At 72.4% G+C, this 23,080-nt stretch carries 23 protein-coding genes; 12 read left to right on the plus strand and 11 right to left on the minus strand.

Features of this window, described 5'->3' with window-relative positions; translation table 11 throughout:
* Positions 1-164 precede the first annotated feature (164 nt).
* Together R6Y94_RS05755 and R6Y94_RS05760 are read left to right on the plus strand one after the other, a co-directional pair.
* A complete protein-coding gene (locus tag R6Y94_RS05755; RefSeq protein WP_318394714.1) occupies positions 165-2,669 on the plus strand; it encodes a bifunctional FO biosynthesis protein CofGH in 2,505 nt (834 codons plus the stop codon).
* A gap of 348 nt (positions 2,670-3,017) precedes the next feature.
* Positions 3,018-3,275, plus strand: a complete 258-nt coding sequence (locus R6Y94_RS05760) for a WhiB family transcriptional regulator (RefSeq protein WP_101367926.1) — start codon at positions 3,018-3,020, stop codon at positions 3,273-3,275.
* An 87-nt stretch (positions 3,276-3,362) separates the two neighbouring features.
* Here R6Y94_RS05760 and R6Y94_RS05765 read toward each other — a convergent pair whose 3' ends face one another.
* On the minus strand, positions 3,363-3,812 hold the full coding sequence (locus R6Y94_RS05765; RefSeq protein ID WP_101367925.1) for a metallopeptidase family protein: 450 nt from the start codon (positions 3,810-3,812) through the stop codon (positions 3,363-3,365).
* 182 nt (positions 3,813-3,994) lie between these two features.
* On the opposite strand from R6Y94_RS05765, the gene R6Y94_RS05770 reads away from it, so the two are divergent.
* A complete protein-coding gene (locus tag R6Y94_RS05770) occupies positions 3,995-4,363 on the plus strand; it encodes a DUF3499 domain-containing protein (protein ID WP_318394715.1) in 369 nt (122 codons plus the stop codon).
* A 30-nt stretch (positions 4,364-4,393) separates the two neighbouring features.
* Here R6Y94_RS05770 and R6Y94_RS05775 read toward each other — a convergent pair whose 3' ends face one another.
* Positions 4,394-5,041, minus strand: coding sequence for a CatB-related O-acetyltransferase (locus R6Y94_RS05775; protein WP_318394716.1), 648 nt, complete (start codon positions 5,039-5,041; stop codon positions 4,394-4,396).
* Between the two features lie 839 nt (positions 5,042-5,880).
* On the opposite strand from R6Y94_RS05775, the gene R6Y94_RS05780 reads away from it, so the two are divergent.
* Positions 5,881-6,069 (plus strand): DUF397 domain-containing protein, encoded by a 189-nt coding sequence (locus tag R6Y94_RS05780; RefSeq protein WP_318394717.1) that lies wholly within the window; start codon positions 5,881-5,883, stop codon positions 6,067-6,069.
* Between the two features lie 73 nt (positions 6,070-6,142).
* Here R6Y94_RS05780 and R6Y94_RS05785 read toward each other — a convergent pair whose 3' ends face one another.
* Positions 6,143-7,201: a discoidin domain-containing protein gene (locus tag R6Y94_RS05785; RefSeq protein ID WP_318394718.1), complete on the minus strand. Its 1,059-nt coding sequence runs from the start codon at positions 7,199-7,201 to the stop codon at positions 6,143-6,145.
* Positions 7,202-7,557: 356 nt separating this feature from the next.
* On the opposite strand from R6Y94_RS05785, the gene R6Y94_RS05790 reads away from it, so the two are divergent.
* The 4 genes from R6Y94_RS05790 to R6Y94_RS05805 are packed head-to-tail and all read left to right on the plus strand — an operon-like array spanning position 7,558 to position 11,568.
* Positions 7,558-8,751, plus strand: coding sequence for a spermidine/putrescine ABC transporter substrate-binding protein (locus R6Y94_RS05790; protein ID WP_318394719.1), 1,194 nt, complete (start codon positions 7,558-7,560; stop codon positions 8,749-8,751).
* Positions 8,752-8,756: 5 nt separating this feature from the next.
* The gene (locus tag R6Y94_RS05795; RefSeq protein WP_318394720.1) at positions 8,757-9,914 is read left to right on the plus strand and encodes an ABC transporter ATP-binding protein; all 1,158 of its coding nucleotides are present in this window, start codon (positions 8,757-8,759) and stop codon (positions 9,912-9,914) included.
* Entirely contained in the window at positions 9,911-10,762 is an 852-nt protein-coding gene (locus tag R6Y94_RS05800) for an ABC transporter permease (protein WP_318394721.1), read from the plus strand. The genes R6Y94_RS05795 and R6Y94_RS05800 overlap by 4 nt, the downstream gene beginning before the upstream one ends.
* Positions 10,763-10,764: 2 nt before the next feature.
* Entirely contained in the window at positions 10,765-11,568 is an 804-nt protein-coding gene (locus R6Y94_RS05805; RefSeq protein WP_318394722.1) for an ABC transporter permease, read from the plus strand.
* Between the two features lie 126 nt (positions 11,569-11,694).
* Here R6Y94_RS05805 and R6Y94_RS05810 read toward each other — a convergent pair whose 3' ends face one another.
* Complete coding sequence (locus R6Y94_RS05810; protein WP_318394723.1) at positions 11,695-12,375, minus strand: hypothetical protein; 681 nt, start codon at positions 12,373-12,375, stop codon at positions 11,695-11,697.
* A 142-nt stretch (positions 12,376-12,517) separates the two neighbouring features.
* Here R6Y94_RS05810 and R6Y94_RS05815 point away from each other — a divergent pair, with 142 nt between their 5' ends.
* On the plus strand, positions 12,518-13,201 hold the full coding sequence (locus tag R6Y94_RS05815) for an NAD(P)H-binding protein (RefSeq protein WP_318394724.1): 684 nt from the start codon (positions 12,518-12,520) through the stop codon (positions 13,199-13,201).
* A 53-nt stretch (positions 13,202-13,254) separates the two neighbouring features.
* Here R6Y94_RS05815 and R6Y94_RS05820 read toward each other — a convergent pair whose 3' ends face one another.
* Both R6Y94_RS05820 and R6Y94_RS05825 read right to left on the minus strand, forming a co-directional pair.
* The gene (locus R6Y94_RS05820) at positions 13,255-13,515 is read right to left on the minus strand and encodes an Imm51 family immunity protein (protein WP_318394725.1); all 261 of its coding nucleotides are present in this window, start codon (positions 13,513-13,515) and stop codon (positions 13,255-13,257) included.
* 33 nt (positions 13,516-13,548) lie between these two features.
* Positions 13,549-14,346 (minus strand): TIGR02452 family protein, encoded by a 798-nt coding sequence (locus R6Y94_RS05825; RefSeq protein ID WP_318394726.1) that lies wholly within the window; start codon positions 14,344-14,346, stop codon positions 13,549-13,551.
* A gap of 236 nt (positions 14,347-14,582) precedes the next feature.
* Between R6Y94_RS05825 and R6Y94_RS05830 the strand changes: the two genes are divergently transcribed.
* A complete protein-coding gene (locus tag R6Y94_RS05830) occupies positions 14,583-15,260 on the plus strand; it encodes a phosphotransferase (protein WP_318394727.1) in 678 nt (225 codons plus the stop codon).
* 94 nt (positions 15,261-15,354) lie between these two features.
* Here R6Y94_RS05830 and R6Y94_RS05835 read toward each other — a convergent pair whose 3' ends face one another.
* The 3 genes from R6Y94_RS05835 to R6Y94_RS05845 form a co-directional block, all read right to left on the minus strand.
* A complete protein-coding gene (locus R6Y94_RS05835; protein WP_318394728.1) occupies positions 15,355-17,289 on the minus strand; it encodes a hypothetical protein in 1,935 nt (644 codons plus the stop codon).
* 184 nt (positions 17,290-17,473) lie between these two features.
* Complete coding sequence (locus R6Y94_RS05840; RefSeq protein WP_318394729.1) at positions 17,474-18,364, minus strand: oxidoreductase; 891 nt, start codon at positions 18,362-18,364, stop codon at positions 17,474-17,476.
* A gap of 414 nt (positions 18,365-18,778) precedes the next feature.
* Positions 18,779-19,759, minus strand: a complete 981-nt coding sequence (locus R6Y94_RS05845; RefSeq protein WP_318394730.1) for an aldo/keto reductase — start codon at positions 19,757-19,759, stop codon at positions 18,779-18,781.
* A 64-nt stretch (positions 19,760-19,823) separates the two neighbouring features.
* Between R6Y94_RS05845 and R6Y94_RS05850 the strand changes: the two genes are divergently transcribed.
* Positions 19,824-20,876: an ArsR/SmtB family transcription factor gene (locus tag R6Y94_RS05850; protein ID WP_318394731.1), complete on the plus strand. Its 1,053-nt coding sequence runs from the start codon at positions 19,824-19,826 to the stop codon at positions 20,874-20,876.
* A 21-nt stretch (positions 20,877-20,897) separates the two neighbouring features.
* Here the strand turns inward: R6Y94_RS05850 and R6Y94_RS05855 are convergent, their stop codons facing one another.
* Entirely contained in the window at positions 20,898-21,488 is a 591-nt protein-coding gene (locus tag R6Y94_RS05855; protein WP_318394732.1) for a peroxiredoxin-like family protein, read from the minus strand.
* 72 nt (positions 21,489-21,560) lie between these two features.
* Here R6Y94_RS05855 and R6Y94_RS05860 point away from each other — a divergent pair, with 72 nt between their 5' ends.
* On the plus strand, positions 21,561-22,214 hold the full coding sequence (locus R6Y94_RS05860; protein ID WP_318394733.1) for a TetR/AcrR family transcriptional regulator C-terminal domain-containing protein: 654 nt from the start codon (positions 21,561-21,563) through the stop codon (positions 22,212-22,214).
* 10 nt (positions 22,215-22,224) lie between these two features.
* Here R6Y94_RS05860 and R6Y94_RS05865 read toward each other — a convergent pair whose 3' ends face one another.
* On the minus strand, positions 22,225-22,929 hold the full coding sequence (locus tag R6Y94_RS05865) for a carbon-nitrogen hydrolase family protein (RefSeq protein WP_318394734.1): 705 nt from the start codon (positions 22,927-22,929) through the stop codon (positions 22,225-22,227).
* Positions 22,930-23,080 lie beyond the last annotated feature (151 nt).

Below are 23,080 nucleotides of genomic sequence, written 5' to 3' on the forward strand. Positions count from 1 at the left end.
GATCGGGGGGTGTTCGGGCCGGCTCGACCCGGGGTGTTCGGGCCGGCCCGATCGGGGCTGTTCGGGCCGGCTCGATCCGGGCTGTGACAGGTGCCACGCGGCTTCCGCGTCGGCGGTGGGTCCGGTGGGCGCGGTCCTGCCGGCGTTGCGCCTAGGCTGCACGAGTGGCTGATGGGACTGACCAACCGACTGTCGCGAGTCTGCGCCGGGCGCTGCGCCGGGCGGCCGACGGCCGGGCCCTCGATCCGGACGAGGCGGCCGCGCTGCTCGCCGCGCGCGGCGAGTTCCTCGACGAACTGCTGGCGGTCGCCGGCCGGATCCGGGACGCCGGGCTGGCCGACGCCGGCCGGCCGGGTGTGGTCACCTTCTCCAAGAAGGTCTTCGTCCCACTGACCCGGCTCTGCCGGGACCGCTGCCACTACTGCACCTTCGCCACGGTGCCGCACCGGCTGCCCGCCGCCTACCTGGAGCGGGACGAGGTACTCGCGATCGCGGCGGCCGGTGCCGTGCAGGGCTGCAAGGAGGCCCTGTTCACCCTCGGGGACCGACCGGAGGAGCGCTGGCCGCAGGCCCGGCAGTGGCTGACCGAGCGGGGCTTCGACTCGACACTGGACTACGTCCGGGCGTGCGCGATCGCGGTGCTGGAGGAGACCGGCCTGCTGCCGCACCTCAACCCCGGTGTGCTCTCCTGGGCCGAGCTGCAACGGCTCAAGCCGGTGGCGCCGAGCATGGGGATGATGCTGGAGACCACCGCCACCCGGCTCTGGTCCGAGCCGGGCGGGCCGCACTACGGCTCGCCGGACAAGGAGCCGGCGGTCCGGCTTCGGGTGCTGGCCGACGCCGGTCGGGTCGGCGTGCCGTTCACCACCGGCATCCTGATCGGGATCGGTGAGACGCCCGCCGAACGGGTCGACTCGATCTTCGCCATCCGGCGCAGCGCCCGGGAGTACGGCCACATCCAGGAAGTCATCGTGCAGAACTTCCGGGCCAAGCCGGACACCGCGATGCGCGGCATGCCCGACGCCGAGCTGCACGAGTTGGCCGCCACCGTGGCGGTGGCCCGGATCCTGCTCGGTCCGGGTGCCCGCATCCAGGCACCGCCGAACCTGATCGAGGGGGAGTACGACCTGCTGCTGCGGGCCGGCATCGACGACTGGGGCGGCGTGTCGCCGGTGACCCCGGACCACGTCAACCCGGAGCGCCCCTGGCCGCACCTGGACGAGCTGGCCGCTCGTACCGCCGCCGCCGGGTTCACCCTGCGGGAGCGGTTGACCGTCTATCCCGAGTACGTCCGGCGGGCCGACCCGTGGCTGGATCCCCGGCTCGCCGCGCACGTCGCCGCGCTCGCCGACCCGGCGACCGGGCTGGCGGTCGAGTCGGCCCGGCCGGTCGGCCGCCCGTGGCAGGAGCCGGACGATGCTTTCGTGCCGGGTGGCCGTACCGACCTGCACGCCACGATCGACACCGTCGGCCGGAGCGCCGACCGGCGTGGCGACTTCGACTCCGTCTACGGCGACTGGGCGGAGGTCGGCGCGCAGATTCCGACTGCCGCCCCGGCCTCGGCCACCGAGTTGCGGGCCGGACTGCGGCTGGCCGCCGACGATCCGGCCGCGCTGCTGGAGTCCCGGCACGAGGCGGCGGCGCTGGCCCTCTTCGCCGCCGACGGGGCGGCTCTGGACGAGCTGTGCCGGATCGCCGACGACGTACGCCGGCACGCCGTCGGCGACGACGTGACGTACGTGGTCAACCGCAACATCAACTTCTCCAACGTCTGCTACGTGGGCTGCCGGTTCTGCGCGTTCGCCCAGCGGGAGCGGGACGCCGACGCGTACCGGCTCTCGGTGGCGCAGGTCGCCGATCGGGCCGAGCAGGCGTGGGCGGCCGGCGCCACCGAGGTCTGCATGCAGGGCGGCATCGACCCCAAGCTGCCGGTCACCGCGTACGCCGACCTGGTGCGGGCGATCAAGGCCCGGGTGCCGGGCATGCACGTGCACGCGTACTCGCCGATGGAGATCGTCACCGGGGCCGCCAAGGCCGGCGTGTCGGTCCGGGACTGGCTGACCGAGTTGCGCGACGCGGGGCTGGACACCATTCCGGGTACCGCCGCCGAGATCCTCGACGACGAGGTGCGCTGGGTGCTCACCAAGGGCAAACTGCCGGCCGCCACCTGGGTCGAGGTGGTCGGCACCGCGCACGAGCTGGGCATCCGGTCCAGCTCCACGATGATGTACGGCCACGTCGACCACCCCCGGCAGTGGCTGGGGCACTTCCGGGTACTGGCCGGGTTGCAGGACCGGACCGGCGGCTTCACCGAGTTCGTGGCGCTGCCGTTCGTGCACACCAACGCGCCGATCTATCTCGCCGGCATCGCCCGCCCTGGTCCCACCTGGCGGGAAAATCGCGTGGTGCACGCCATGGCCCGGCTGCTGCTGCACGGCCGGATCGACAACATCCAGTGCTCTTGGGTCAAGCTCGGCGACTCCGGCACCGCTGAGCTGCTCCGGAGTGGCTGCAACGACCTCGGCGGCACGCTGATGGAGGAGACGATCTCCCGGATGGCCGGATCCGACCACGGCTCGGCGCGTACGGTGGCCCAGCTCGAACGGATCGCGGCCGCCGCCGGCCGGCGGGCCCGGCCCCGGACGACCGTCTACGGGTACGCCGGCTGACCCTTCCGCCCGTCCCGTCGCACGCTCGGCAGGACGGTTCGTCATGGGCGCGCCGGACGCGCCACGCCGGATATCCGACGCAACTCGCCGTGCGGGCGTTACCCGCACCGGGTCTGAATCGATAGGGCAGGTGTTGCGAGACCCGATGACTCCCAGAGTCGTCCGGGCACGCGGTAGGGGTGACTCCACTTAGCAGGTTCGGCTTGACGACGCACGTATAACACACGTGTAATTTCAGTGGGGTCGTTCGTACGGAGCGCATCAAACCGCTACCGGACGGACAAACACGCCTTCCGCGTGGGGGGTTGCGCCGGCTGCCGCGCCGGTGCGCGATAAGGAGGCAACTGGATGGACGGCCGACTCGAGGTGGCCGACCTGCTCGGAAATGCTCCGGAGTGGCAAGAGCGGGCGCTCTGCTCGCAGACCGATCCGGAGGCGTTCTTTCCCGAGAAGGGCGGCTCGACCCGCGAGGCGAAGCGGATCTGCTCCCGGTGCGAGGTCAAGGCCGAGTGTCTGGAATACGCACTCGGGCACGACGAACGGTTCGGGATCTGGGGCGGGTTGTCCGAACGCGAACGGCGCAAGTTGAAGCGTCGCGTCGCCTGAGCGGCCGCGCCCGGGTGGTGGGGGCCGCCCGGGTCAGGCCGGCCTCTCCGGGATCGACGTGTGGCCGCCTGTCGGGGGGACGGGGTCTCAGGCCAGTTCGTCGGGATCGACGCCGAGCAGGTTCGCGACCTGCTCGATGATCACGTCGTGCACCAGGTCGGCGAGATCCTCGCGGTCTATCGCCCGGAACTCCAGGGGGCGGCGGTAGAGCACGATCCGGGGCGGCACCTCCTGCCGTCCGGGGCGCCCGGGCAGCAGCCGGGCCAGCGGGACCTCACCGTCCTCGAGTACGTCCGAGTCGTAGACGTTCAGGTCCGGCGGTACGTCCTCGACCGCGAACTCGACTCCGGCCAGTTCCTTGGCGAACCGCCGCTCCAGCGTCTCCACGGTGTCCAGGACCAGGTCGTCGAAGATCTCCGATTTGGTACGGGCCAGCGGGACGGTCGCCGGAACGAGCCGGCCGCGCAGCCCACGCCCGTGCCGGTCCCGGTGCGACCGGCGCCCGGATCCCGGCCGGCGGTTCTCCGGACTGGTCATTTGCACCCCGCTTCATTAGTCGTGGACGACCGCCCACGACGACAGGGTAGACCTGATCCGACCAAGATCGGCTCGGGGATTCGGCCGTGTCGGAGCAGGGCGCCCGGAATGTGATCACGGCTACCGGCGTGTCGCATGCCCAAGCGTGGTGGCGGAGCCGGTAATGGAGATACCGTGCCGCCGTGAGGTCACCACGGCGTTGCTCCCGCAACGGCTGCCCCCGACAGGCCGTAGCCACGCTGACCTATGTCTACAACGAGTCCACAGCCGTGGTGGGCCCGCTGGCGGCCTTTGCCGAGCCGCACACCTACGACCTCTGCGAGCCGCACGCCCGGAGCCTGACCGCACCCCGGGGCTGGGACGTGGTCCGGCACGAGGGCGAGTTCGAGCCGCCCCCGCCGACCACCGACGACCTGGTGGCGCTCGCCGAGGCGGTGCGCGAGGCGGCCCGTCCGGCGCCGCCTCGGCCGGACGAGATCGAGGGCGACCCCCACACGGGTCCGCAGACCGGACGACGCGGCCATCTCCGGGTCATTCCGCCGAGTCACTGATCCCCGGGATTCCTCTCCCCGGTCGTCGGCTCACCGGTTTCCGGGTGCCACGGCGGCCAGCTCGGCCACGCTGCCGGACATGATCGTCCGGACGTGCTCGGTGAGGTGTTCCAGCGGCCAGTCCCACCAGGCCAGCGTCAGCAGGCGGGCGACGTCCTCGTCGCCGTAGCGGCGGCGGATCAGTCGCGCCGGGTTGCCACCGACGATGCCGTAGTCGGGTACGTCGTCGACGACCACCGAGCCGGAGGCGACGATCGCGCCGCTGCCGATCCGGACCCCCGGCATCACCATCGCCTGGTAGCCGAACCAGACGTCGTGGCCGACCACCGTGTCGCCCCGGCCGGGCAGGCCAGTGATCAGGTCGAAGTGCTCGGCCCAGGAGCCGCCCATGATCGGGAACGGAAAGGTCGACGGGCCGTCCATCCGGTGGTTGGCGCCGTTCATGACGAACCGTGTGCCCTCGCCCAGCGCGCAGAACTTCCCGATGACCAGCCGCTCCGGCCCGTAGTGGTACAGCACGTTGCGGGTCTCGAACGCGGTCGGGTCGTCCGGGTCGTCGTAGTAGGTGAACTCCCCGATCTCGATCAACGGGGAGGTGACCAGCGGCTTCAGCAGCACCACCCGAGGCTGCCCGGGCACCGGGTGCAGCACGGTCGGGTCGGCGGGAACCCCTGGCATGACGGATCAGCTCCTACGGCGGTTGGGGATCGGGCGGTTGGGGATCGGGCGGTTGGGGATCGGGCGGTTGCGGGTCGGGGCGGCGACGACGTCGGATCGGGGCGACGGCCCGCGTGGGTCGACGGCGGCGGCTGCGGGCGGGCTTGGCCGTTGCAGGTGGCCGGGCGGGCAGGCACTTCCCTCTCGGCGGTGATACCACCGAGTCATCATGATGACTCGGTGGTATCAGGCTCGTCTGGCATATGCCCGCCAGCGGCCGGGCGCCGGATCGGGGTAACGGCCCGATGGCGGATCGGGGCAGGGCAACTGCGGGAGTCCGCCCGGCGCGCCGGCCGGTGCCGGGACGCGTGGAGACTTCGGGCCGTCCTGGTGACCTTTCCGACGCGGGCCCGAGGTCCCGAATCGTCGGTTCGATGTGGTGCGTGTGTGCCGAGTTTGAGCAGCTCAAAGCCTTTGCCGAGTGAATGGCCGTGTCGGGCGGACATCGATGTGCGTCGTCGACCTGTTGGCCGGGACGATCCGACCTCTCGAAGGCGGCCCGGCGATGAACGAAGTGCTACGGCTGGCGATGGCGACGGCGGGGAGACCGCCGAGGAGCCCTACGTGCAGGTCCGGGTGATCCCGGCCGACGTGCCGTGGCACACCGGGCTGTCCGGATCATTCGTGCTGGCCTGACTGGACGACGGAGTGAAGCTGGCCTGTCTGGACAGCCAACTTCGCGGCCAGATCCTCAACGACCGATCCGACATCGCTAGCCTGGCAAAGCGGTGGGAGAGCAGCACCGGTGAGGCGTTGCCCCGCCGACCGTCGATCGAGCTGATCAGGGAGGTGGCGGAGACATGGAGATGACCGGCGCCCGGTGCCGCGCCTCCACCCGGAGCACCAACAACGGCGGCAACTGCGTCGAGGTGGCGGACAACCTGCCCGGCCGGGTGCTGGTGCGGGACAGCAAGGCTCGCGACGGTGGCACGCTGACCTCCGGCCCGGACGCGTGGCGCGCGTTCGTCGGACTGGCCAAGCGCCGCTGACCCGTACCCGGAGATCGAAGTCCGGTCGGGCGCCGAGCCGCCGGGGTCGCCTCCGTACCGTCCGCAGCGCCGGCTATGGCCACACCGCGAGTTCGTTCAGTCGGGTTACCCGGTTGCCGTCCGTTTGGGACAGCCGGAGGTACCTGGCGTCGATTCCGGGTGACAGGGTGACCTCCAGAAAACGCGGCTCGCCGGCGTCGGCCTGTCGCGACCAGGTGATTCCGTCGTCACTCGTCTCGATCACGACCGGGCTCGAAGCCGACAAGCCATGCGCGAACACCGCCGTGATCGGACGGCGGACGCCAAGGTCGATCTGCACGAAGGTGTTGGCACGGCAGGGTTCCGCCGACTCAGTCGCCCGAGGGCCCGGCGAGCCGCCGGAGTCGTTCCTCAGCAAGCACGACCGGAGGCGATAGGGGCGCCCGTACCTGCCGTCGGTCAGGGAACACGGTACGAGGGGTTCCGGCTCACCGCGCCGGCCGGCGACCGCGCACTCCGCATCGCGTGACTGGGGTGGTTCGAGAACGCCGACCAACCCGACGCGCTGAGTGTCGTACAGCGTGGTGAACTCCGTGCCGTCGTCTGTGACCTTGAGGGTGGCGGTGACGTGGAGGCGGCCGCGTAGATCCCCGATCGCCCGTGCATCCAACGACCCGCCCGGCTTGACGCCGTCGGCGACCCACACCACATCGTCGCCCCCGGTGCCGGAGGTTGCGGTGACCGTGTACCTCGGGGGTTTCCGATCCTTCGGGCCCGGACGGCCCGACCAGTCGAAGCGGACCCTGCTGGAGTCTGCCCGGACGACCAGGTCCGCCGGCTCCCAGAAGGTGAGCGGGGGAACGGTGAGCGCAGTGCGATGGACCTTGAACCGGGCCTGGACGGCCGGTCCGGTGGCGGTGTCGCCGTCGCTCGGAAGTCGGGCGCTGACCGCCATCGTCGACGCGGTGTTGAACGTTCCCCGGGTATCCCGACCGGTGAGCCGGAACGTATAGGTGCCGGTACTGTCGGTCGTCGTCTTTCGGGCGTCCTTGCACAGCTCGACGGCCTCGGCGAGGCAGAGGAGTCCAAGACTCGTGACGGTGGCCAGAAGGCCGCCGATGACCTCCCCCGCGTCGGCTTCCTTGAGCAACATGACACTTACCCCGGCCGCGGGTACGCCGTCGGCCCGGGTCAGCCGTCCGGAGATGGTCACCTCGGCGTCGTCCGGAACTCTGCTGGTGGTGGTTGTGGTGGTGGTGCAACCCGCGACGAGCAGGGCGACCAGGGTGGCAGCGGTGAACGCCAGGTGGCGAAGCCGGGCGGGGTGGCAGGTGTGCATGGCGGGATCGTACAAATCAGCGTCTCGGTCGTCGTACCGGCACACCCGCTCGGGGAGTCGTACGGTCGCATGTCAGGATCTGCGTCTGAGTGGATCTCCCGCGACGCCTCCGGCCAGCGGGTCGACCCGTAGGCCCCCGCCCCTCGGCACAGAACCCGGAGGAGCCGCACATGCGTGATCACCCGCATCCCCTGTCGCCGCGGCTGCCCCGGCGGACGCTGCTGCGCGGCGTGGCCGGCTCGGCGGCGCTGCTGGCGACCACCGCGCTGGCCGGCTGCGGCACCAAGGGGGCCCGGCAGACCGAGGCGAGCTGTGCCAGCGAGGACCTCTCCGGCACCGAGAAGGCGCTGGTCTTCTCGAACTGGCCGCAATATCTGGACGTGGCGGAAAACGACGAGTCGAAGCGGCCGACCCTGGAGGCGTTCCAGCGGCGGTCCGGGATCCAGGTCAGCTACACCGAGGACATCAACGACAACAACGAGTTCTTCGGCAAGATCCGTAACCAGCTCGCCGCCTGCCAGCCGATCGGCCGGGACATCATCGTGCTCAGCGACTGGATGGCGGCTCGGGTGATCAACCTCGGCTGGGTGCAGCAGCTCGACGCGGGCCGGCTGCCCAACGTGGGCCGCAACCTGCTGACCTCGCTGCGCGGCCGCTCCTACGACCCCGACAACGTGCTCGCCATCCCGTGGCAGTCGGGGCTGGCTGGGCTGGCTTACAACGGCCGGGTCACCGGCGAGCTGCGTACCGTCGACGAGCTGCTGACCCGGCCGGACCTGAAGGGCCGGGTGACCGCGCTGGCCGAGATGCGGGACACCATGGGGCTGCTGTTGGCCGCCGACGGGTACGATCCGGCGAACTTCACCCCGGTGCAGTTCGACGAGGCGCTGGAGAAGCTGCGCCGGGCCGTCGAGAGTGGACAGATCCGCCGGTTCACCGGCAACGACTACGCCGCCGAACTGGCTCGGGGCGACATCGCCGCCTGCGTCGCCTGGTCCGGCGACGTGATCCAGCTCGCCGCCGAGGACGCCCGGGTACGCTTCGTCGCCCCCGACTCCGGGGTGATGCTCTACTCCGACAACATGCTGGTGCCGAACCGGGCCACCCACCGGGCCAACGCCGAGGCGCTGATGGACTACTACTACGAGCCGGCCGTGGCCGCTCAGCTCGCCGCGTACGTGAACTACATCTGCCCGGTGCAGGGCGCGCAGGCCGAGATGGAGAAGTTCGCCCCCGAACTGGCGACCAATCCGCTGATCTTCCCGGACGCGGCACTACAGGCCCGGTCGAAGGTGTTCATGTCCCTGGACGAGGCCCGGGAACGCGAGTACGAGTCGAAGTTCCAACAGGTCATCGGAGGTTGACGCCGATGGTGGTCGAGGAGCCGTCCGGAGCGCTGCGGCTGGTCGGTCTCAGCAAGCGGTTCGGCGATGTCACCGCTGTCGACCGGCTCGACCTGACCGTGCCGGCCGGCTCGTACTTCGCCCTGCTCGGGCCCTCCGGCTGCGGCAAGACCACCACGCTGCGGATGGTGGCCGGGCTGACCGAGCCGACCGGCGGCCGGATCCTGCTCGGCGACGGGGACATCACCCGGCTGCGGCCGTACCGGCGGCCGGTGAACACGGTGTTCCAGAGCTACGCGCTCTTTCCGCACCTGGACGTCTTTGAGAATGTCGCGTTCGGGCTGCGGCGCCGGCGGGTGCGAGACGTGGCCGGGCAGGTGCGCCGGATGCTGTCGCTGGTGCAGCTCGACGGGTACGAGCGGCACCGGCCGGAGCAGCTCTCCGGTGGGCAGCAGCAGCGGGTGGCACTGGCCCGGGCCCTGGTCAACCGGCCCCGGGTACTGCTGCTGGACGAGCCGCTCGGCGCGCTCGACCTGGCGCTGCGCCGCCGGATGCAGGGTGAGCTGCGGCGGCTGCGCGCCGAGGTCGGCGGCACCTTCGTACACGTCACGCACGACCAGGAGGAGGCGATGACCCTCGCCGACACGGTGGCGGTGATGAACGCCGGCCAGGTCGAGCAGCTCGGCACCCCGGCCGAGCTGTACGAGTTCCCGGCCACCGCCTTCGTGGCCACCTTCCTGGGCCGGTCCAACCTGCTCACCGGCACGGTGACCGCGCGCGCCGGCGACGACCTGCTGGTCGAGGCGTACGGGCGGCGCTTCTCGGTGCCGTCGGCCCGGGCCCGGGTCGACTCCGGCGCGGCACTGCTCGGGGTACGGCCGGAGAAGGTGCGGCTGGCCGGCACCCCGGAGCAGGTGCCGGCCGGGCACCAGTGGCTGGACGGGACGGTCGGCGACATCGGCTACCTCGGGGTCGGCACCGAGTACTCGGTGCCGACCGGTGCCGGGGTCGAGCTGTCGGTCTTCGCCGCCGCCGACGGGGAAGCAGCCCGGATCCCGGTCGGTACCCCGGTGGTCGCGCACTGGCATCCCCGGCACGCCTTCCTGCTCGACGGCGGGGACAGGTCGGCCCCCGACGCCGGCACATCCGACCGTCCGGCGCCGGTGCCGGCGGGGCGGGAGTGAGCCGGCGCGGCCGGGCGGTGCCGTACCTGCTGGTGCTGCCTGGGCTGCTCTGGCTGGTGCTCTTCTTCCTTGTCCCGGCGGTGCAGCTCGCCGCGACCAGCCTCTACGACCCGACCGGCTCGCTGACCACCGGGTACGCGATGACCTGGTCGTTTCACAACTACCCGGACGCGGTGGCGGCGTACGGCGGGCAGCTCGGCCGCTCCTTCGGGTACGCCGGACTGGCGACCCTGCTGGCGCTGCTGCTCGGCTATCCGCTCGGCTACGTGATCGCGCTACGTGCCGGGCGCTGGCAGCACCTGCTGCTGGTCTGCGTGGTGGCGCCGATGTTCACCAGCTTCCTGGTCCGGACGCTGGCCTGGAAGACCATCCTCGCCGACGGCGGCGCCGTGGTCGGCCTGCTGCGCGCGGCGCACCTGCTCGCCCCGGACGGCCGGCTACTCGCCACGCCGGTCGCGGTGGTGACCAGCCTGACCTACTGCTACCTGCCGTTCATGGTGCTGCCGCTCTACGCCAGCCTCCAGCGGCTCGACCCCCGGCTGCTGGAGGCGGCCGGTGACCTCTTCGCCCGGCCGGCCCAGGTGTTCCTGCGGGTCACCGTGCCGCTGTCGATGCCCGGAGTGCTGGCCGGCACGCTGCTCACCTTCATCCCGGCCACCGGCGACTACATCAGCGCCGAACTGCTCGGCACGCCCAACGAATACATGATCGGCAACGTCATCGACGCGGCCTTCCTGGTCCGGCTGGACTATCCGCAGGGCGCCGCCCTGTCGGTGCTGCTGATGGTGGGGATCCTGGTGCTGGTGGTGGGCTACCTGCGCCGGGCCGGGCCTGCCGAGGCGGGGTAGCGGTGGGCGGCAGGTTCGGGCGGTTCGTCGCCGACCACTGGGTGTTGGCGGTCGCCGCGCTGGTGCTCGGCTATCTGCTGCTGCCGGTCGCGGTGGTGGCCGGGCTGTCGTTCAACCAGCCCTCCAGCCGGCTGTCGTACGACTTCGCCGAGTTCACCCTCGACAACTGGCGGGATCCGTGCGCCGGCCCGGGGATGTGCGCGGCGGTGCTGCGCAGCGTACAGATCGGGTTCGTGGCCACCGCGGTCTCCACCGTGCTCGGCACGCTGATGGCGTTCGCGCTGGTCCGGCACCGGTTCCGAGGGCGGGCCGCGGTCAACCTGCTGGTACTGGCCCCGGTCGCCACCCCGGAGGTGGTGCTCGGCACCTCGCTGCTGGCCCTGCTGGTCGCCGCCGGCATCCCGCAGGGCTTCTGGACCGTGGTGATCGCGCACGTGATGTTCTGCGTCTCGTTCGTGGTGGTCACCGTCCGGGCCCGGCTGTCCGGAATGGACAGCCGACTGGAGGAGGCGGCGATGGACCTGTACGCCAGTGAGTGGCAGGCGTTCCGCCGGGTCACCCTGCCGCTGGTACTGCCCGGCATCGTGGCTGCCGCACTGCTCGCCTTCTCGCTCTCCTTCGACGACTTCGTGGTCACCAACTTCAACTCCGGCACCACCGTCACCTTTCCGATGTACGTCTGGGGAGCCAGCCAGCGTGGCATCCCGCCCCAGGTCAACGTGGTCGGCACCGCGATGTTCACGGTCGCGCTGCTGGTGCTGGCCGGCACCCGCCTCGGGCGGAGGAGTACCCGCCGCCCGCGTTGAGCGGCACGGCGGTTACGGGTCAGGCGACGAGTTCGCGGACCGTCCGGGTCACCGTGCTGAACCCGGTGGCGGCAAGGAAGGCCAGGTAGTCGGCCCGGTCGGCGTCGGCGTAGTCGAGCAGCCGGGTCACCTCGCCCAGCCGGAGCCAGGCGGCGGCCTGGCTGAGCAGCCACCGCCGATGCCCTGCCGCCGGTGCGACTCGGCGACCCACAGCTCCCCGACGTCCGCCCAGCCGCCGAGCCGGGACATCCGGGTTCCGGTGTCCAGGTTGGTGTCGACCTCGACGAAGCCGAGCACGGCCTCCTTGCGTACTGCGGAGATCCGGGTGCCGTTGCCGCCGACGGTCCGGCGCGCGGCCAGTCCGGGCAGTGGCGGCGGGCCGGACCGCAACAGGTCGGCGACGTCGGCGACCAGCACGACTTCGGTACGCCCCTCGGCGCGGATCCCGGCCCGCCGGTAGATCGCGGCGACCTGCGGCCACTGCTCGGGTACGCCGTACCCGCCGGGGGCGGGCAGGGCGCCGTCGGCGTACCGGCGGTTGGCGTTCCAGCGGGCGAGCTGGGCGAGGCAGGCGGCGGCGAGCAGGTCACCGGCCTCCGCCGCGTCCGGCCAGTACGGCGCCTCCGGCCAGCAGACCAGCCAGCGGATCTCACCGGCACCCCGGTACCGCTCCGCCACGTCCTCGTCACGCCGATAGCGCAGCAGCAGTGCCGCCGCGACTATCCGGCCGCGCTGCTCGGCGACCAGGGCCACCCGCTCGGCCACCCACGGGTCGACGACGAACTCGCCGACATTGCGGACCTTCACGCGTGGACACGACGCGAACTGGGAGAACCCGCCACCGGTGCGGTACGCCGGCCAGGATATCAAGCGCGGCGGGTCGTACCCTCGGTGTGCGGGCGGCGCTCGGCGGCCCGGCGCGGCATTCGACGGCCCGGAGAGGCACGGCATGAAGGTCATCCTGTTCGGCGCGACCGGCATGGTGGGACAGGGCGTGCTCCGCGAGTGTCTGCGCGACGCCCGGGTCGGCAGCGTGCTCGCGGTCGTCCGCACCCCGACCGGCCAGCGGGACCCGAAGCTGCGTGAGCTGGTCTGGACCGACTTCCTCGACTTCACCGGTGCGGCGGAGGACTTCGCCGGGGCCGACGCCTGCTTCTTCTGCCTCGGGGTCTCCTCGTTCCGGATGAGCGAGGCCGACTACACGCGGATCACCTACGACGTCACGATGGCCGCCGCCCGGGTGCTGGCCGACGCCAGCCCCGGGCTGACCTTCGTCTACGTCTCCGGGCAGGGCGCCGACAGTACCGAGCGGGGCCGCACCATGTGGGCCCGGGTCAAGGGCCGGACCGAGAACGAGGTGCTCCGGCTGCTGCCGAACGGGTACGCCTTCCGGCCCGGCTTCATCCAGCCGCTGCACGGCATCCGGTCGAAGACCCGGTCGTACCGGGTCCTCTACGCGCTGATCGCGCCGCTCGCGCCGGCACTGCGGCGGGCGTTTCCGCGTGCCGTCACCACCACCGAGCAGATTGGGCTGGCGATGCTCGGCGTCGCCGAACGCGGCTATCCCCGGCGGGTGTTGGAGAACCGGGACCTGACCACCTTCGGCGACCGGCCGGACGGCGCACGGGAGTAACAGGCGCGGGAGTAGCGGGCGCGGGAGTAGCGGGCGCCGACCGACGGGACGGCTCAGTCGAACCAGTCGGGGTCGGCCGCCCGGATCAGCGTGGCCAGCTTCGCCCGGTCGTGGAAGGCGTCCTGGAGCAGCCCGCCCAGCCGCCGCAGGGCCTCCGGGTCGATACCGTAGGCGACGAAGGTGCCCGCCTCCGGGTCGTAGCCCAGCCGCTCGGCGAGCTCGGGGGCGTCGCTGAGCATCAGGCAGTAGTTGCCGGGGTTGTGGTCGTATTCGAAGAACCTGAGCGGGCTGAAGGAGTTGTCGGTCCCGGTCACGCCAGGATCCTAGGTGGACTCACCGACACCCGGTCACCGGAAGACCTTCTGGAACGCCCCGAGGGTCGGCGTGCCCCGCTCCCGGTCGAGTACGGCGAAGACCACCCGCTCGAACCAGGGGCTCTCCCGGAGCGCCCCGGCGAACGCCGTCGCCACGGTCTCCGGGTCGTTGCCGAAGACGCCGCAACCCCACGCGCCGAGTACGAGCTGCCGGTGCCGGTACCCGGCGGCGACCGCCAGCACCCGGGCGGCCCGCCGGCGCAGCATGGCCGGGACGTCACCCACCCGGTCGGGCTGGTTGCGCCGCATCGCGGAGAGGTTGGGCGCCGCCGAGGTGAGGAACGAAATCGGGTACGGCGCCGCCAGCGGGGTGCCCCGATCGTCCCGGAACACCGGCACCTCCGGGGAGTAGACGACCCGGTCGCTGTAGCCGAGGTCTGGGTCGGCCCGGTGCGCGAGGTAGAAGTCCCAGGCGGCCCGGAGACACGGATAGAGCGCCGAGGCGCGGGCGATGCTCTCCTCCTGGGCCTGGGCACCGTTGAGGAAACCGCCGCCGGGGTTGCGGGCCGAGGCGAAGACCAGGCAGGCCCGGTCGCCGTCGAGCCGGTGGCACGCCGCCAGGCTGGATTCCTCGGTCACCTCGATGGTGGGCGGGTCGGCCAGCGGTTCCGGCGCCGGCAGGGGTTCGCCGGGCAGGTACAGCCGGGTACCGGCCACCGCCCGGGCCACCTCGTCGCCGATGGCCACCTGCCCGCCCTGCTCGGTCCGGTAGGACCCCTGGTCCACCGCCGCCACCGTCTCCTGGGCGATCGCCCTCAGCCGCCTGCTCACCCTGCCATCCTGCTCACCCCGCCATCCTGCTCGATCGTCGACGCCGTCACGACCCGGTTTCCGCCCGGCCGGCGCCGCCACCGTCCCGGCTGCTGCCTTGCCGTCCTCGCGTTTCCGGGCCGCTGCCTGCCCCGTTCCCGCGTTTCCGGGCCGCTGCCTGCCCCGTCCGGCCGACCTGCCGGGACCGGAGCGCGGCGGCGATCCACCGATCACGGACTGCCGGATATCGTCGACGCATGGTTGAGCACGCCCGGCTCGGTATGGGCCGGGACGCGGACGTCTTCGCGCTCGACGAGGGGCGGGTACTGCGCCGCTACCGGGACGGGCACGACGTGACCGGCGAGGCCGAGACCATGCGCTACGTGGCGGAGCGGGGCTTTCCGGTACCCCGGGTCGACCGCGCTCTCGGCGCCGACCTGGTGATGGAGCGGATCGACGGACCGACCCTGCGCGAGGCCATGGCCGGTGGTGACCTCGACCCGCGGGCCGGGGCGGAGATTCTGGCCGATCTGCACCGGCGACTGCGCGACGTGCCGGCCCGACCGGGCAGCGGGCCCGGCACCCGCGTCGTGCATCTCGACCTGCACCCGGAGAACGTCATGCTCGGCCGCCGGGGACCGGTCGTCATCGACTGGCGCAACGCGAGGGACGACCAGCCCGACCTGGACGTCGCCATGACGGCGCTGATCCTGGCCGAAGTGGTGGTCGGTGACCTGTTCGGGCTGGGCAGGTTGGCCGACTCCGTGTTGACCGCGTTCGTCGGCCGCGCGCCTGGCGATCCGGTGCGGCTGCTGGAGTCGGCGTTGGCGATGCGCCGGGGCGACCCGAACCTGAGCCCCGAGGAGAAGGGCCGGCTCGACACGGCGGTGGCCCTCGTCCGACACGACAACACCGGGTCCCGCCGGTCCGGCTGACGCCTCCGGCGTACCCACCGGGCGGTGGGGGCGGGGGGATGGTCGGGTGGACAGTAGGCGGGGTCGCCTGCTGTCCACCCTCCGGTTCGGTGCGTCAGGGCTGGCTGCGCGGCCCCTCCGGGTCGAGACTGTCGATGAACTCGTGCGGGTGGTCCGCCTCGACACTGGTCCGGGCGGCCTTCGCCTCCGCCGTCATCTGCGCGGCGACCCGATCGGTCGGCACACCCGCCTGGCGGGCGCCGTCGACCACCTCGGCGTACGCCTGGTCGGCGTAGGTGTGCGCGGCGGCGTACTGGTGGCTGGCCAGGGCCGCCTTGGCCCGGCCGAGCAGCCGGTCCGCCGCCGCCAACTCGTCCCGGGCCCGGTACGACCGGGGCGAGTCGAGCACGTCCGCGGCGAGCTGGTTGGCCGCCTCGTTGTACGCGGCCGTGAGGAACCGGTCGCTGTTGTCGTGGTCGAACTGGCTGAAGTCCCAGTTCAGGTCGATGTAGCTCATCATCGAGTTGGTCTGGTCACCGGCGCCTACGAAGTAGAACTCGTCGGCCGGCGCGTAGTCCACTCCGGACGTGCTGTCGTAGCCGTCGTGCGGGTGGCTCATCCCGATGTGGTGCCCCACCTCGTGGATCAGCGTCGTGGTCAGCCCGTACCCGGCTTCGACGATCTCCGGCGAGATGAACCCGAAGACGTACGTCTGGGTGCCGTCGACGTAGTTGTCGTCGGCGAAACCGAGGGCCGGGGTGATGGTGCCCTCCGGGACCGCGTAGCTGAACATCGGCAACTCGTAGTCGACCCGGCCCTGGTCGTCCTGGGTACGCGCCAGCTCCTTGCGGTTCTGCAGATAGAAGTTGGCGAAGCCGGGGAAGCCGGTCTCCGGATAGCAGGAGACGCCCTCCTCCACCGCCAGCCGGTAGCAGCGCTCGGCCTCACCGCGCAACGGCAGGTCCTGGCTGTCGTAGTCGAGCTTGTTGCGCCAGCGCAGTTCGCGCAGCTCCGCCAGGAGCAGGTCCGGCTTGACGTAGTTCTTCGAGGCGTCCACGCCCGGCCAGCCCTCGTAGACGTTGCTGTCCAGGTTGATCGAGCGCGGGGGCTCGGCCGTGGGCAACTCCGCCGGATAGAGCGGCGAGCTGGTGAAGAGCAGGTTCAGTGCGACGTACCGGGTGATCAGGCTGAGATCACCGGCGAGCTTGCCCGGCGCCCGGTAGCCACCGGCGGTGTACTCCCAGGTCGGCGGCATCCGGTAGTCCTCGACGCCGTTGCCGTCGAGGTCCGGCTCGTCCACGTTCCAGTTGGAGGTCCAGGACTCCGGGCCGGCCGACAGGTCGTGGAACCAGATCCGGTGGGTGGAGCCGAGCCCGTTCTCCTCGTCCCGCGCGGTGGTGCCGCCCCAGGCGATGATCTTGCGGCTGTCCCGCTCGACGCCGAAGTTGTATCCGGTGTCCGGGTCCGGCTCGTTGGTCTTGGTGTAGACGTGGAACCGGAAGTCGGACCGCCCGTACCAGTTGATGAAGAAGACCGTGTTCCGCCGGGTGTCCACCCCGGCCGGCGGGTTCTTCGCCAGCCACCGCTCGACGCTCGGCGCGTCGATGTGATGGTTGCTGGTGACGTCGAGGACGTTGCGCTGCTGCGCGTTGTACTCCGCCTGGAGCGTGGTCAGCGGGGCCGGCCGGGACAGCCGGGTGAGTTCGCCGAAGAACCGGTCCTCGTACCGCCGGTCGGCGTAGCTGATCCGGTAGTCGTACGTGTAGTGCAGGCCCAGCTTCTCCCGGACGTCGTAGAGGAGCCGGGACCGGACCACCGGTTCGTAGCCGCGCGGCAGCTCGGCCCGGTAGGCCGACCGGGACACCTGGTTCGGCTCGTAGCCGAGGAAGACCACGTTGACCGGTACCCGTTCGGTCAGCCGTGGCTGGCCACCGGGGTTGAGATGCGGATAGCGCGGGCTCGCGGCCCGGGCCGCCGGTGCCAGCGACAGGGACAGCACGGTGAGCACCGCCGTGGCGGCAGCCACGGCGATGGTGCGTCTCGTTCTCATTCCTGACCTTCCGCCGTCGAAAGGGGTCGACGGCCCGCGCCGGACCCGGGAGGCGGATGGTGGGCCCGTCCCCGAGCCCGGCGGGCTCGTCGTGGAACTTGCGTCGCCCGAGCGTACGTCCCCTGTGGATGGCAAGCCATCCGTCGGCGTCAGTTTCTCCCGGTCCGGCGGCGTCCCTCGGCGGTCAGTTCGGGCTGCGCGGTGCGAGCATCGCCGCGACCGGCGTCTTCGCGAAGTCGGTGCTGCTGTCGTAGTCGGTACTCCGGCTGACGTCGGCCCAGGCGGTCGCCTCCCGGGAGCGGAACTGCGCCGACTCCTCGGCGAGGCGCAGCGCGTCGGAGCCGAGCAGCAGCCGCAGCGGCGGTACGGCGAGCCCGACGAGATCGGCGATCACCCGGGCGGCCCGCTCCGGGTCACCGGCCTGCTGGCCGTCCATGTCGCGGCGCAGCGCGTGCAGCCGCCCGACGGTCTGCTGGTAGTCCTCGCCCACCTCGGCCATCCGCATCGACGCGCCGCCCCAGTCGGTCCGGAAGGCACCGGGCTCGATGATGGTGACCCGGATGCCGAACGGCTTGACCTCGTTGTACAGCACCTCGGAGAAGCCTTCCACGGCGAACTTCGCGGTCTGGTACGCGCCCAGCCCCGGCGTGCCGCCGACCCGCCCACCGATCGAGGAGAACTGGAGGAAGTGCCCGGAGCGTTGGCCCCGCAGGATCGGCAGGGCCGCCCGGGTGACGTTGACGACCCCGAACAGGTTCGTCTCGACCTGCGCCCGGAAGTCCTCCTCCGGCGTCTCCTCGATCGGCGCGCTGTTGGCGTAGCCGGCGTTGTTGGCCACCACGTCCAGGCCGCCGAAGGTCTCCACGGCGGCCTGCACCGCCGTCCGCGCGGCGGCCGGGTCGGTGACGTCGAGGGCGTACGGCCGCACCTGGTCGCCGTACCGGGTGACGAAGTCGGCGAGCTGGTCGGGTTGCCGGGCGGTGGCGAGCAGATTGTCGCCCCGGTCCAGCACCTCCTGGCTGAGCGCCCGGCCCAGACCCCGGGAACTTCCGGTGATCAGCCATGTCCTGGCCATGCTGTCGCTTCCCTTCGGCAGGGTCGTCCGGGTGATGCCGTCGACGGCTCCCCGTGCTCGACTCTGCTACGCCCGTCGCCACGGGCGCCGGAAAGCCGCTCGTCGCCACCCGTCCGGCTGATCCGCCGGTCCGTTCGGCCGGCGTGCTGAGCACCCCGCCCGGCACGGCAGCACCTCGGTCGAGCTTGGTGACCCCGGCGGCGCGCTATCAGGACAGGAACTGACCGGAATGCCGGCCAACGTTCCCGCACGGGCGGCGTTCGGTCCGGCGACCGTGGCCGACGCCCGGGCCTGGTCCGGGGTGGCCGGGCTCCGCCCCGGGCGCCACCACCCGCCGGGTACGCCTGCTCCCGCCGGACTGAGCCCGCCGACCCAACCGAGTCGCCCGGGCCGCACCCGTCGGTCGACCCGGGTTCACCAGGCCCACGCCTCCGGGCCCGGCCCGCCGGAGCCGATCGGCGGAAACAGCTCGTCCAGCCGGCCCAGGGTGCCGGGGTCGAGTGCGGTCCGCACCGCCCGCAGCGCCAGGTCGAGCTGGTCGGCCGACCTAGGCCCGACGATCGGCGCGGTGACACCGGGGCGGGACAGCAGCCAGGCCAGCGCGACGGTGGTCGGCTCCTCGCCCAGTTCGGCGCAGAGCTTCTCGTAGCCGGTCAGGGCCGCCCGGTGCGGTTCCACCCGGTCGGCGGCGTGCAGCGCGGTGCGCCCGGGAACCCCGTCCCGGAGCTTGCGGATCGCCCCGGAGAGCGCGCCGAAGTGCAGCGGGGAGTACGGCAGGATCCCGATGCCGAGGTCGATCGCCGCCGGCACGACCTCCAGTTCGACGTGCCGGGTGAGCAGGTTGTACTTGCACTGCTCGGAGACGAGGCCGAGGAAGTGGCGCCGGTCGGCGGCGGCCTGGGCGCGGGCCAGGTGCCAGCCGGCGAAGTTGGAGGAGCCGACGTACCGGATCTTGCCCTGGATCACCAGGGTCTCCATCGCCTGCCAGATCTCCTCCCACGGTGTCTCCCGCTGCACGTGGTGCATCTGGTAGAGGTCGATCCAGTCGGTGCCGAGCCGGCGCAGCGAGGCGTCGCAGGCGGCGACGATGTGCCGGGCGGAGAGGCCGCCGTCATTGGGCCAGTCGCTCATCGGGGCGTAGACCTTGGTGGCGAGGACGATCCGGTCCCGCCGGCCGGTCCTGCCGAACCACCGGCCGATGAACTGCTCGCTCAGGCCGTCGCCGTCCTCCCGGCCGTACATGTTGGCGGTGTCGACGAAGTTGATCCCCTCGTCGTACGCCCGGTCCAGGACGAGGTGGCTCTCCGCCTCGTCGAGCTGCCAGCCGAAGTTCATGGTGCCGAGGCAGACCCGGCTGACGGTCAGCCCGGTCCGGCCGAGGTGGGTGTATTCCATGCCGGCGACGGTAGGGCCCGGCTCCGGGTGGTCGGCAGCCGTTCGAGCGTGCTCGAATGGGTGCATGCTCCGGATCGAGTTCGCCCCGGCTGACCTGGTGCGGCTCAGGTTCGCGCACTCGCCGATGGTCGAGGTGGTGACCAGCCTCTTCGTGCTGGACCGGCCGGCCAGGTTCTGGATGTACGCCGGCTGGCGGGACAGCGTACTGCCGGCGCTCGCCGACGCCCCGCTGCGGACGCTCCGGGCGCTGGCCGCCGCGCCGACCTGCCAGGTGCCGGATTTCCTCACCCCGGTACCGGCCGGCGCCCGCCCCACCCTGGACGAGGAGCTGCGGGTGATCGCCGACACTCCGCCGGAGATGGTCGCCGCGGAGGTGCACCGGGCCTGGGCCGGGCACCCGGCACCGCCGGAGGTCGTCCGGTTCGGCACCGACCCGGCCGGCGGGCTGGCCGAGCTGGTCCGGGAGATCCGGCGGTACTACGCGCTGGCGATCGCGCCGGTCTGGCCCCGACTGCGGGCCGCCGCCGAGGGTGAGATCGCGCACCGGGCGCTGACCGCCGCCGAGCGCGGCCCCCAGGCGCTGCTGCGCGGCCTGCACCCGAAACTGGACTGGGACGGTACGGCGCTGCTGCTCGGTTCGGCCAAGGAGCGGCGGTGGAGCCTGGACGGGCACCCGCTGGCCCTGCTGCCGGCCGGGTTCGCCGGCCCGATGGTCTATCCGGTCACCGACACGCCGACCGGCCGGGCGCTCTGGTATCCGCCCCGGGGATACGGCCGGCTCTGGGAGGTGCCGGTGCCCCGGCGGGCGGCCGCCGAGGCGGTCGCGGCGGCGGCCGGACCGGATGCCCCGGTCGAACCGCCTCCGCCGGCCCTGGCCGCGCTGCTCGGCCCGACCCGGGCGGCGGTGCTGACCCTGCTGGCGGTGCCGCACAGCACCGGCGAGGTGGCCGACGCCCTGCGGCTGGCCCCGGCCACCGCCTCGCACCACCTGACCACGCTGCGGGACGCCGGTCTGGTCGTCGGCGAGCGAGTCGGCCGGCGACTGCGCTACCTGCGGACGGGGCTGGGGGAGCAACTCGGCGGCGGGGCCGGGACGCCGCCGACCGGGCGGCCGTAGCCGGGTCGGGGCGGGGGCGTTCTACCTGGTGCCGGGTGCGGGCCGGGGCGCCCGGGCGGCCAGTTCCAGGATTTCGTCGACGGACCACTGGTCGTAGACGTGTTCGCCGTGCCGGGAGGCCAGCACCCGGCCGTCGGGGGCGATCAGGAAGTCGGCCGGCAGGCCGAACCGCCCGCCGTGCGGAACGGTCGCCGGAGGCCGTTCGCGGCGCCGGACGATTGCCCAGGTGCTGCGCAGCACCGCGCGGAGGATCGGCAGCCAGGCATGCGGGTCGAACAGGGCGCGGCGGGCCGAGGAGACGCCGAACTCCGCGTACAGCCGCTTGTCCGGGTCGGCGATCACCGCGAACGGCAGGTCCGCGACGTGTTCGGCCAGCTCGTCGGCGGGGGAGTGGAAGACCACTACCTCGCGTACCCCGGCGGCCTCGATCTCGCCGTGCCGGACCACGATCGAGCGCAGGTGCAGGTTGCAGACCGGACAGCCGGCGAACCGCCGGAACTGGAGGTGCACCAGACGGTCGGGATCGGGGACCGGGAGTGCCGCACCGGCGACCGGGGTGAGGTCACGGGCGGGGACGACGGAGTCGGGTCCGATCGGTCGGGACGTACGCATCGGGTGCTCCCATCGTAGGCGTACGACGTACTCCTACGAATCGTAGGCGTATGTCGTACGCTGTCAAGTGCCATGCCCCGTCCCCGCTCGCTCACGCCCGACCAGCTCGCCTCGGCCGCCCTCACCGTCCTCGACCGGGACGGTCTCGCCGGGCTGACCATGCGGGCGGTGGCGACCCAGCTCCAGATGAGCACCATGGGCCTCTACCGGTACGTGACCCACCGGGCCGAGCTGGAGGCCCTCGTCGTCGAGCTGGTGTTCGGCGGCGTCGACCCCTCCCCGCCAGCCGGCCCGGCCGACTGGCGGGACCGGATCCGGATCATGGTCGAGCGGGTCCGGACGGCGGTCGAGGCCCATCCGGCGGTGGTGCCGCTGACCGTCAGCCACCGGCACACCTCGGTCAGCCTGCTGCGCTGGTCGGAGGCGGTGCTGGGCATCCTGACCGAGGCCGGTCTCGACGGCCGGCGGCGGGCGCTCGCCCTGCGCGGCCTGCTCAGCTACGTCATCGGCGCCATCCAGCTCGAACACCTGGGCGCGCTCGCCGGAGCCGGCACCCGGGCCATCGCCGGCCTGCCCTCCGACGAGTTTCCGCACCTGACCGAGACCGCCCGGTACGCCCGGCGGATCGGCCCCGCCGAGGAGTTCGACGGCGGGCTCGACATCGTGCTGCGCGGACTGCTGGACCCGCCGGCCCCGGTCGACCCGCTGACCCCGACTTCGGAGTGAGCCGGCCCGGTCAGCTCAGGATCGCCCGGACCACCGCGCCCGGCTCGGGTCCCGCCTCGGCGACGACCCTGCCGTCCGGAGCCCAGATCCTCGACCGTCCGGCGGCGTCGGGGTAACCGCCACCGGTGGAGCCGGCGAAGCTGGCGGTCGCCACCCAGACCCGGTGTGCGGCAGCGACCCGACGGGCCCGTTCGCCCTGCACATCCCAGTCCACCGCCGAGTCCAGCACACCCGCGACGTACGCGTCGATGCCGAGCGCGGCGGTGTCGGCCGCGTGCCGGGGTACCCCGGTGTCCTTGCAGACCGCGAGCCCCAGCCGCCAGCCGGGCACCTCGACCACCGCCGGCGCGTTGCCCGGGGCGAAATGCTCCGGCTCGGCCCCGCCCAGCCACATCTTCCGGTACGCCACCCGGGCCCCGCCGCCGTCGACGGCCAGGACGCCGATGTGCGGCCGTCCGGTGTCGCCGGGCACCGGGGCGCCGACCAGCGCCAGCGAACCGGTTTCGGCGCAGGCCGCCACGACCGGGGCGAGGCGCGGGTCGTCGGCGTCGACCGGGGCGGCGTCGAACTCGTACCCGGTGAGCGACATCTCGGGAAAGACCACCACCCGGGCCCGGGCGGCCCGGATCGCCTCGGCGTGGGCCCTCGCGTTCGCGACCACGTCGTACGCCCGGCAGCGCGGCTGGGCGACGGCGACGATCAGCGGCTCCCGCATCCGCCGATCGTAGTCCCGCCGCGTCGCCGGCCGCCCGGGCGATATGCGGGGCCGGCAACACCTTGGGTCGGGGGCGGTGGGGGGGGGGGGGGGGGGGGGGGGGGGGGGGGGGCGGCGGCCCCCCCCCCCCCCCCGGCCCCCCCCCGGAGCC

Origin of the sequence: Plantactinospora sp. KLBMP9567 (assembly GCF_033446045.1) — a bacterium.
Classification (GTDB): Bacteria; Actinomycetota; Actinomycetes; order Mycobacteriales; family Micromonosporaceae; genus Plantactinospora.

Excerpts from the sequence above, each read along its gene's own strand:
- R6Y94_RS05795 (WP_318394720.1), top strand. The coding sequence starts at position 8,757 with ATGGTGGTCGAGGAGCCGTCCGGAGCGCTGCGGCTGGTCGGTCTCAGC.
- R6Y94_RS05860 (WP_318394733.1), top strand. The coding sequence starts at position 21,561 with ATGCCCCGTCCCCGCTCGCTCACGCCCGACCAGCTCGCCTCGGCCGCC.
- R6Y94_RS05785 (WP_318394718.1), bottom strand. The coding sequence starts at position 7,201 with ATGTTGCTCAAGGAAGCCGACGCGGGGGAGGTCATCGGCGGCCTTCTG.
- R6Y94_RS05840 (WP_318394729.1), bottom strand. The coding sequence starts at position 18,364 with ATGGCCAGGACATGGCTGATCACCGGAAGTTCCCGGGGTCTGGGCCGG.
- R6Y94_RS05765 (WP_101367925.1), bottom strand. The coding sequence starts at position 3,812 with ATGACCAGTCCGGAGAACCGCCGGCCGGGATCCGGGCGCCGGTCGCAC.
- R6Y94_RS05760 (WP_101367926.1), top strand. The coding sequence starts at position 3,018 with ATGGACGGCCGACTCGAGGTGGCCGACCTGCTCGGAAATGCTCCGGAG.
- R6Y94_RS05780 (WP_318394717.1), top strand. The coding sequence starts at position 5,881 with ATGGAGATGACCGGCGCCCGGTGCCGCGCCTCCACCCGGAGCACCAAC.
- R6Y94_RS05830 (WP_318394727.1), top strand. The coding sequence starts at position 14,583 with ATGGTTGAGCACGCCCGGCTCGGTATGGGCCGGGACGCGGACGTCTTC.
- R6Y94_RS05815 (WP_318394724.1), top strand. The coding sequence starts at position 12,518 with ATGAAGGTCATCCTGTTCGGCGCGACCGGCATGGTGGGACAGGGCGTG.
- R6Y94_RS05790 (WP_318394719.1), top strand. The coding sequence starts at position 7,558 with ATGCGTGATCACCCGCATCCCCTGTCGCCGCGGCTGCCCCGGCGGACG.
- R6Y94_RS05845 (WP_318394730.1), bottom strand. The coding sequence starts at position 19,759 with ATGGAATACACCCACCTCGGCCGGACCGGGCTGACCGTCAGCCGGGTC.
- R6Y94_RS05850 (WP_318394731.1), top strand. The coding sequence starts at position 19,824 with ATGCTCCGGATCGAGTTCGCCCCGGCTGACCTGGTGCGGCTCAGGTTC.
- R6Y94_RS05835 (WP_318394728.1), bottom strand. The coding sequence starts at position 17,289 with ATGAGAACGAGACGCACCATCGCCGTGGCTGCCGCCACGGCGGTGCTC.
- R6Y94_RS05775 (WP_318394716.1), bottom strand. The coding sequence starts at position 5,041 with ATGCCAGGGGTTCCCGCCGACCCGACCGTGCTGCACCCGGTGCCCGGG.
- R6Y94_RS05865 (WP_318394734.1), bottom strand. The coding sequence starts at position 22,929 with ATGCGGGAGCCGCTGATCGTCGCCGTCGCCCAGCCGCGCTGCCGGGCG.
- R6Y94_RS05855 (WP_318394732.1), bottom strand. The coding sequence starts at position 21,488 with ATGCGTACGTCCCGACCGATCGGACCCGACTCCGTCGTCCCCGCCCGT.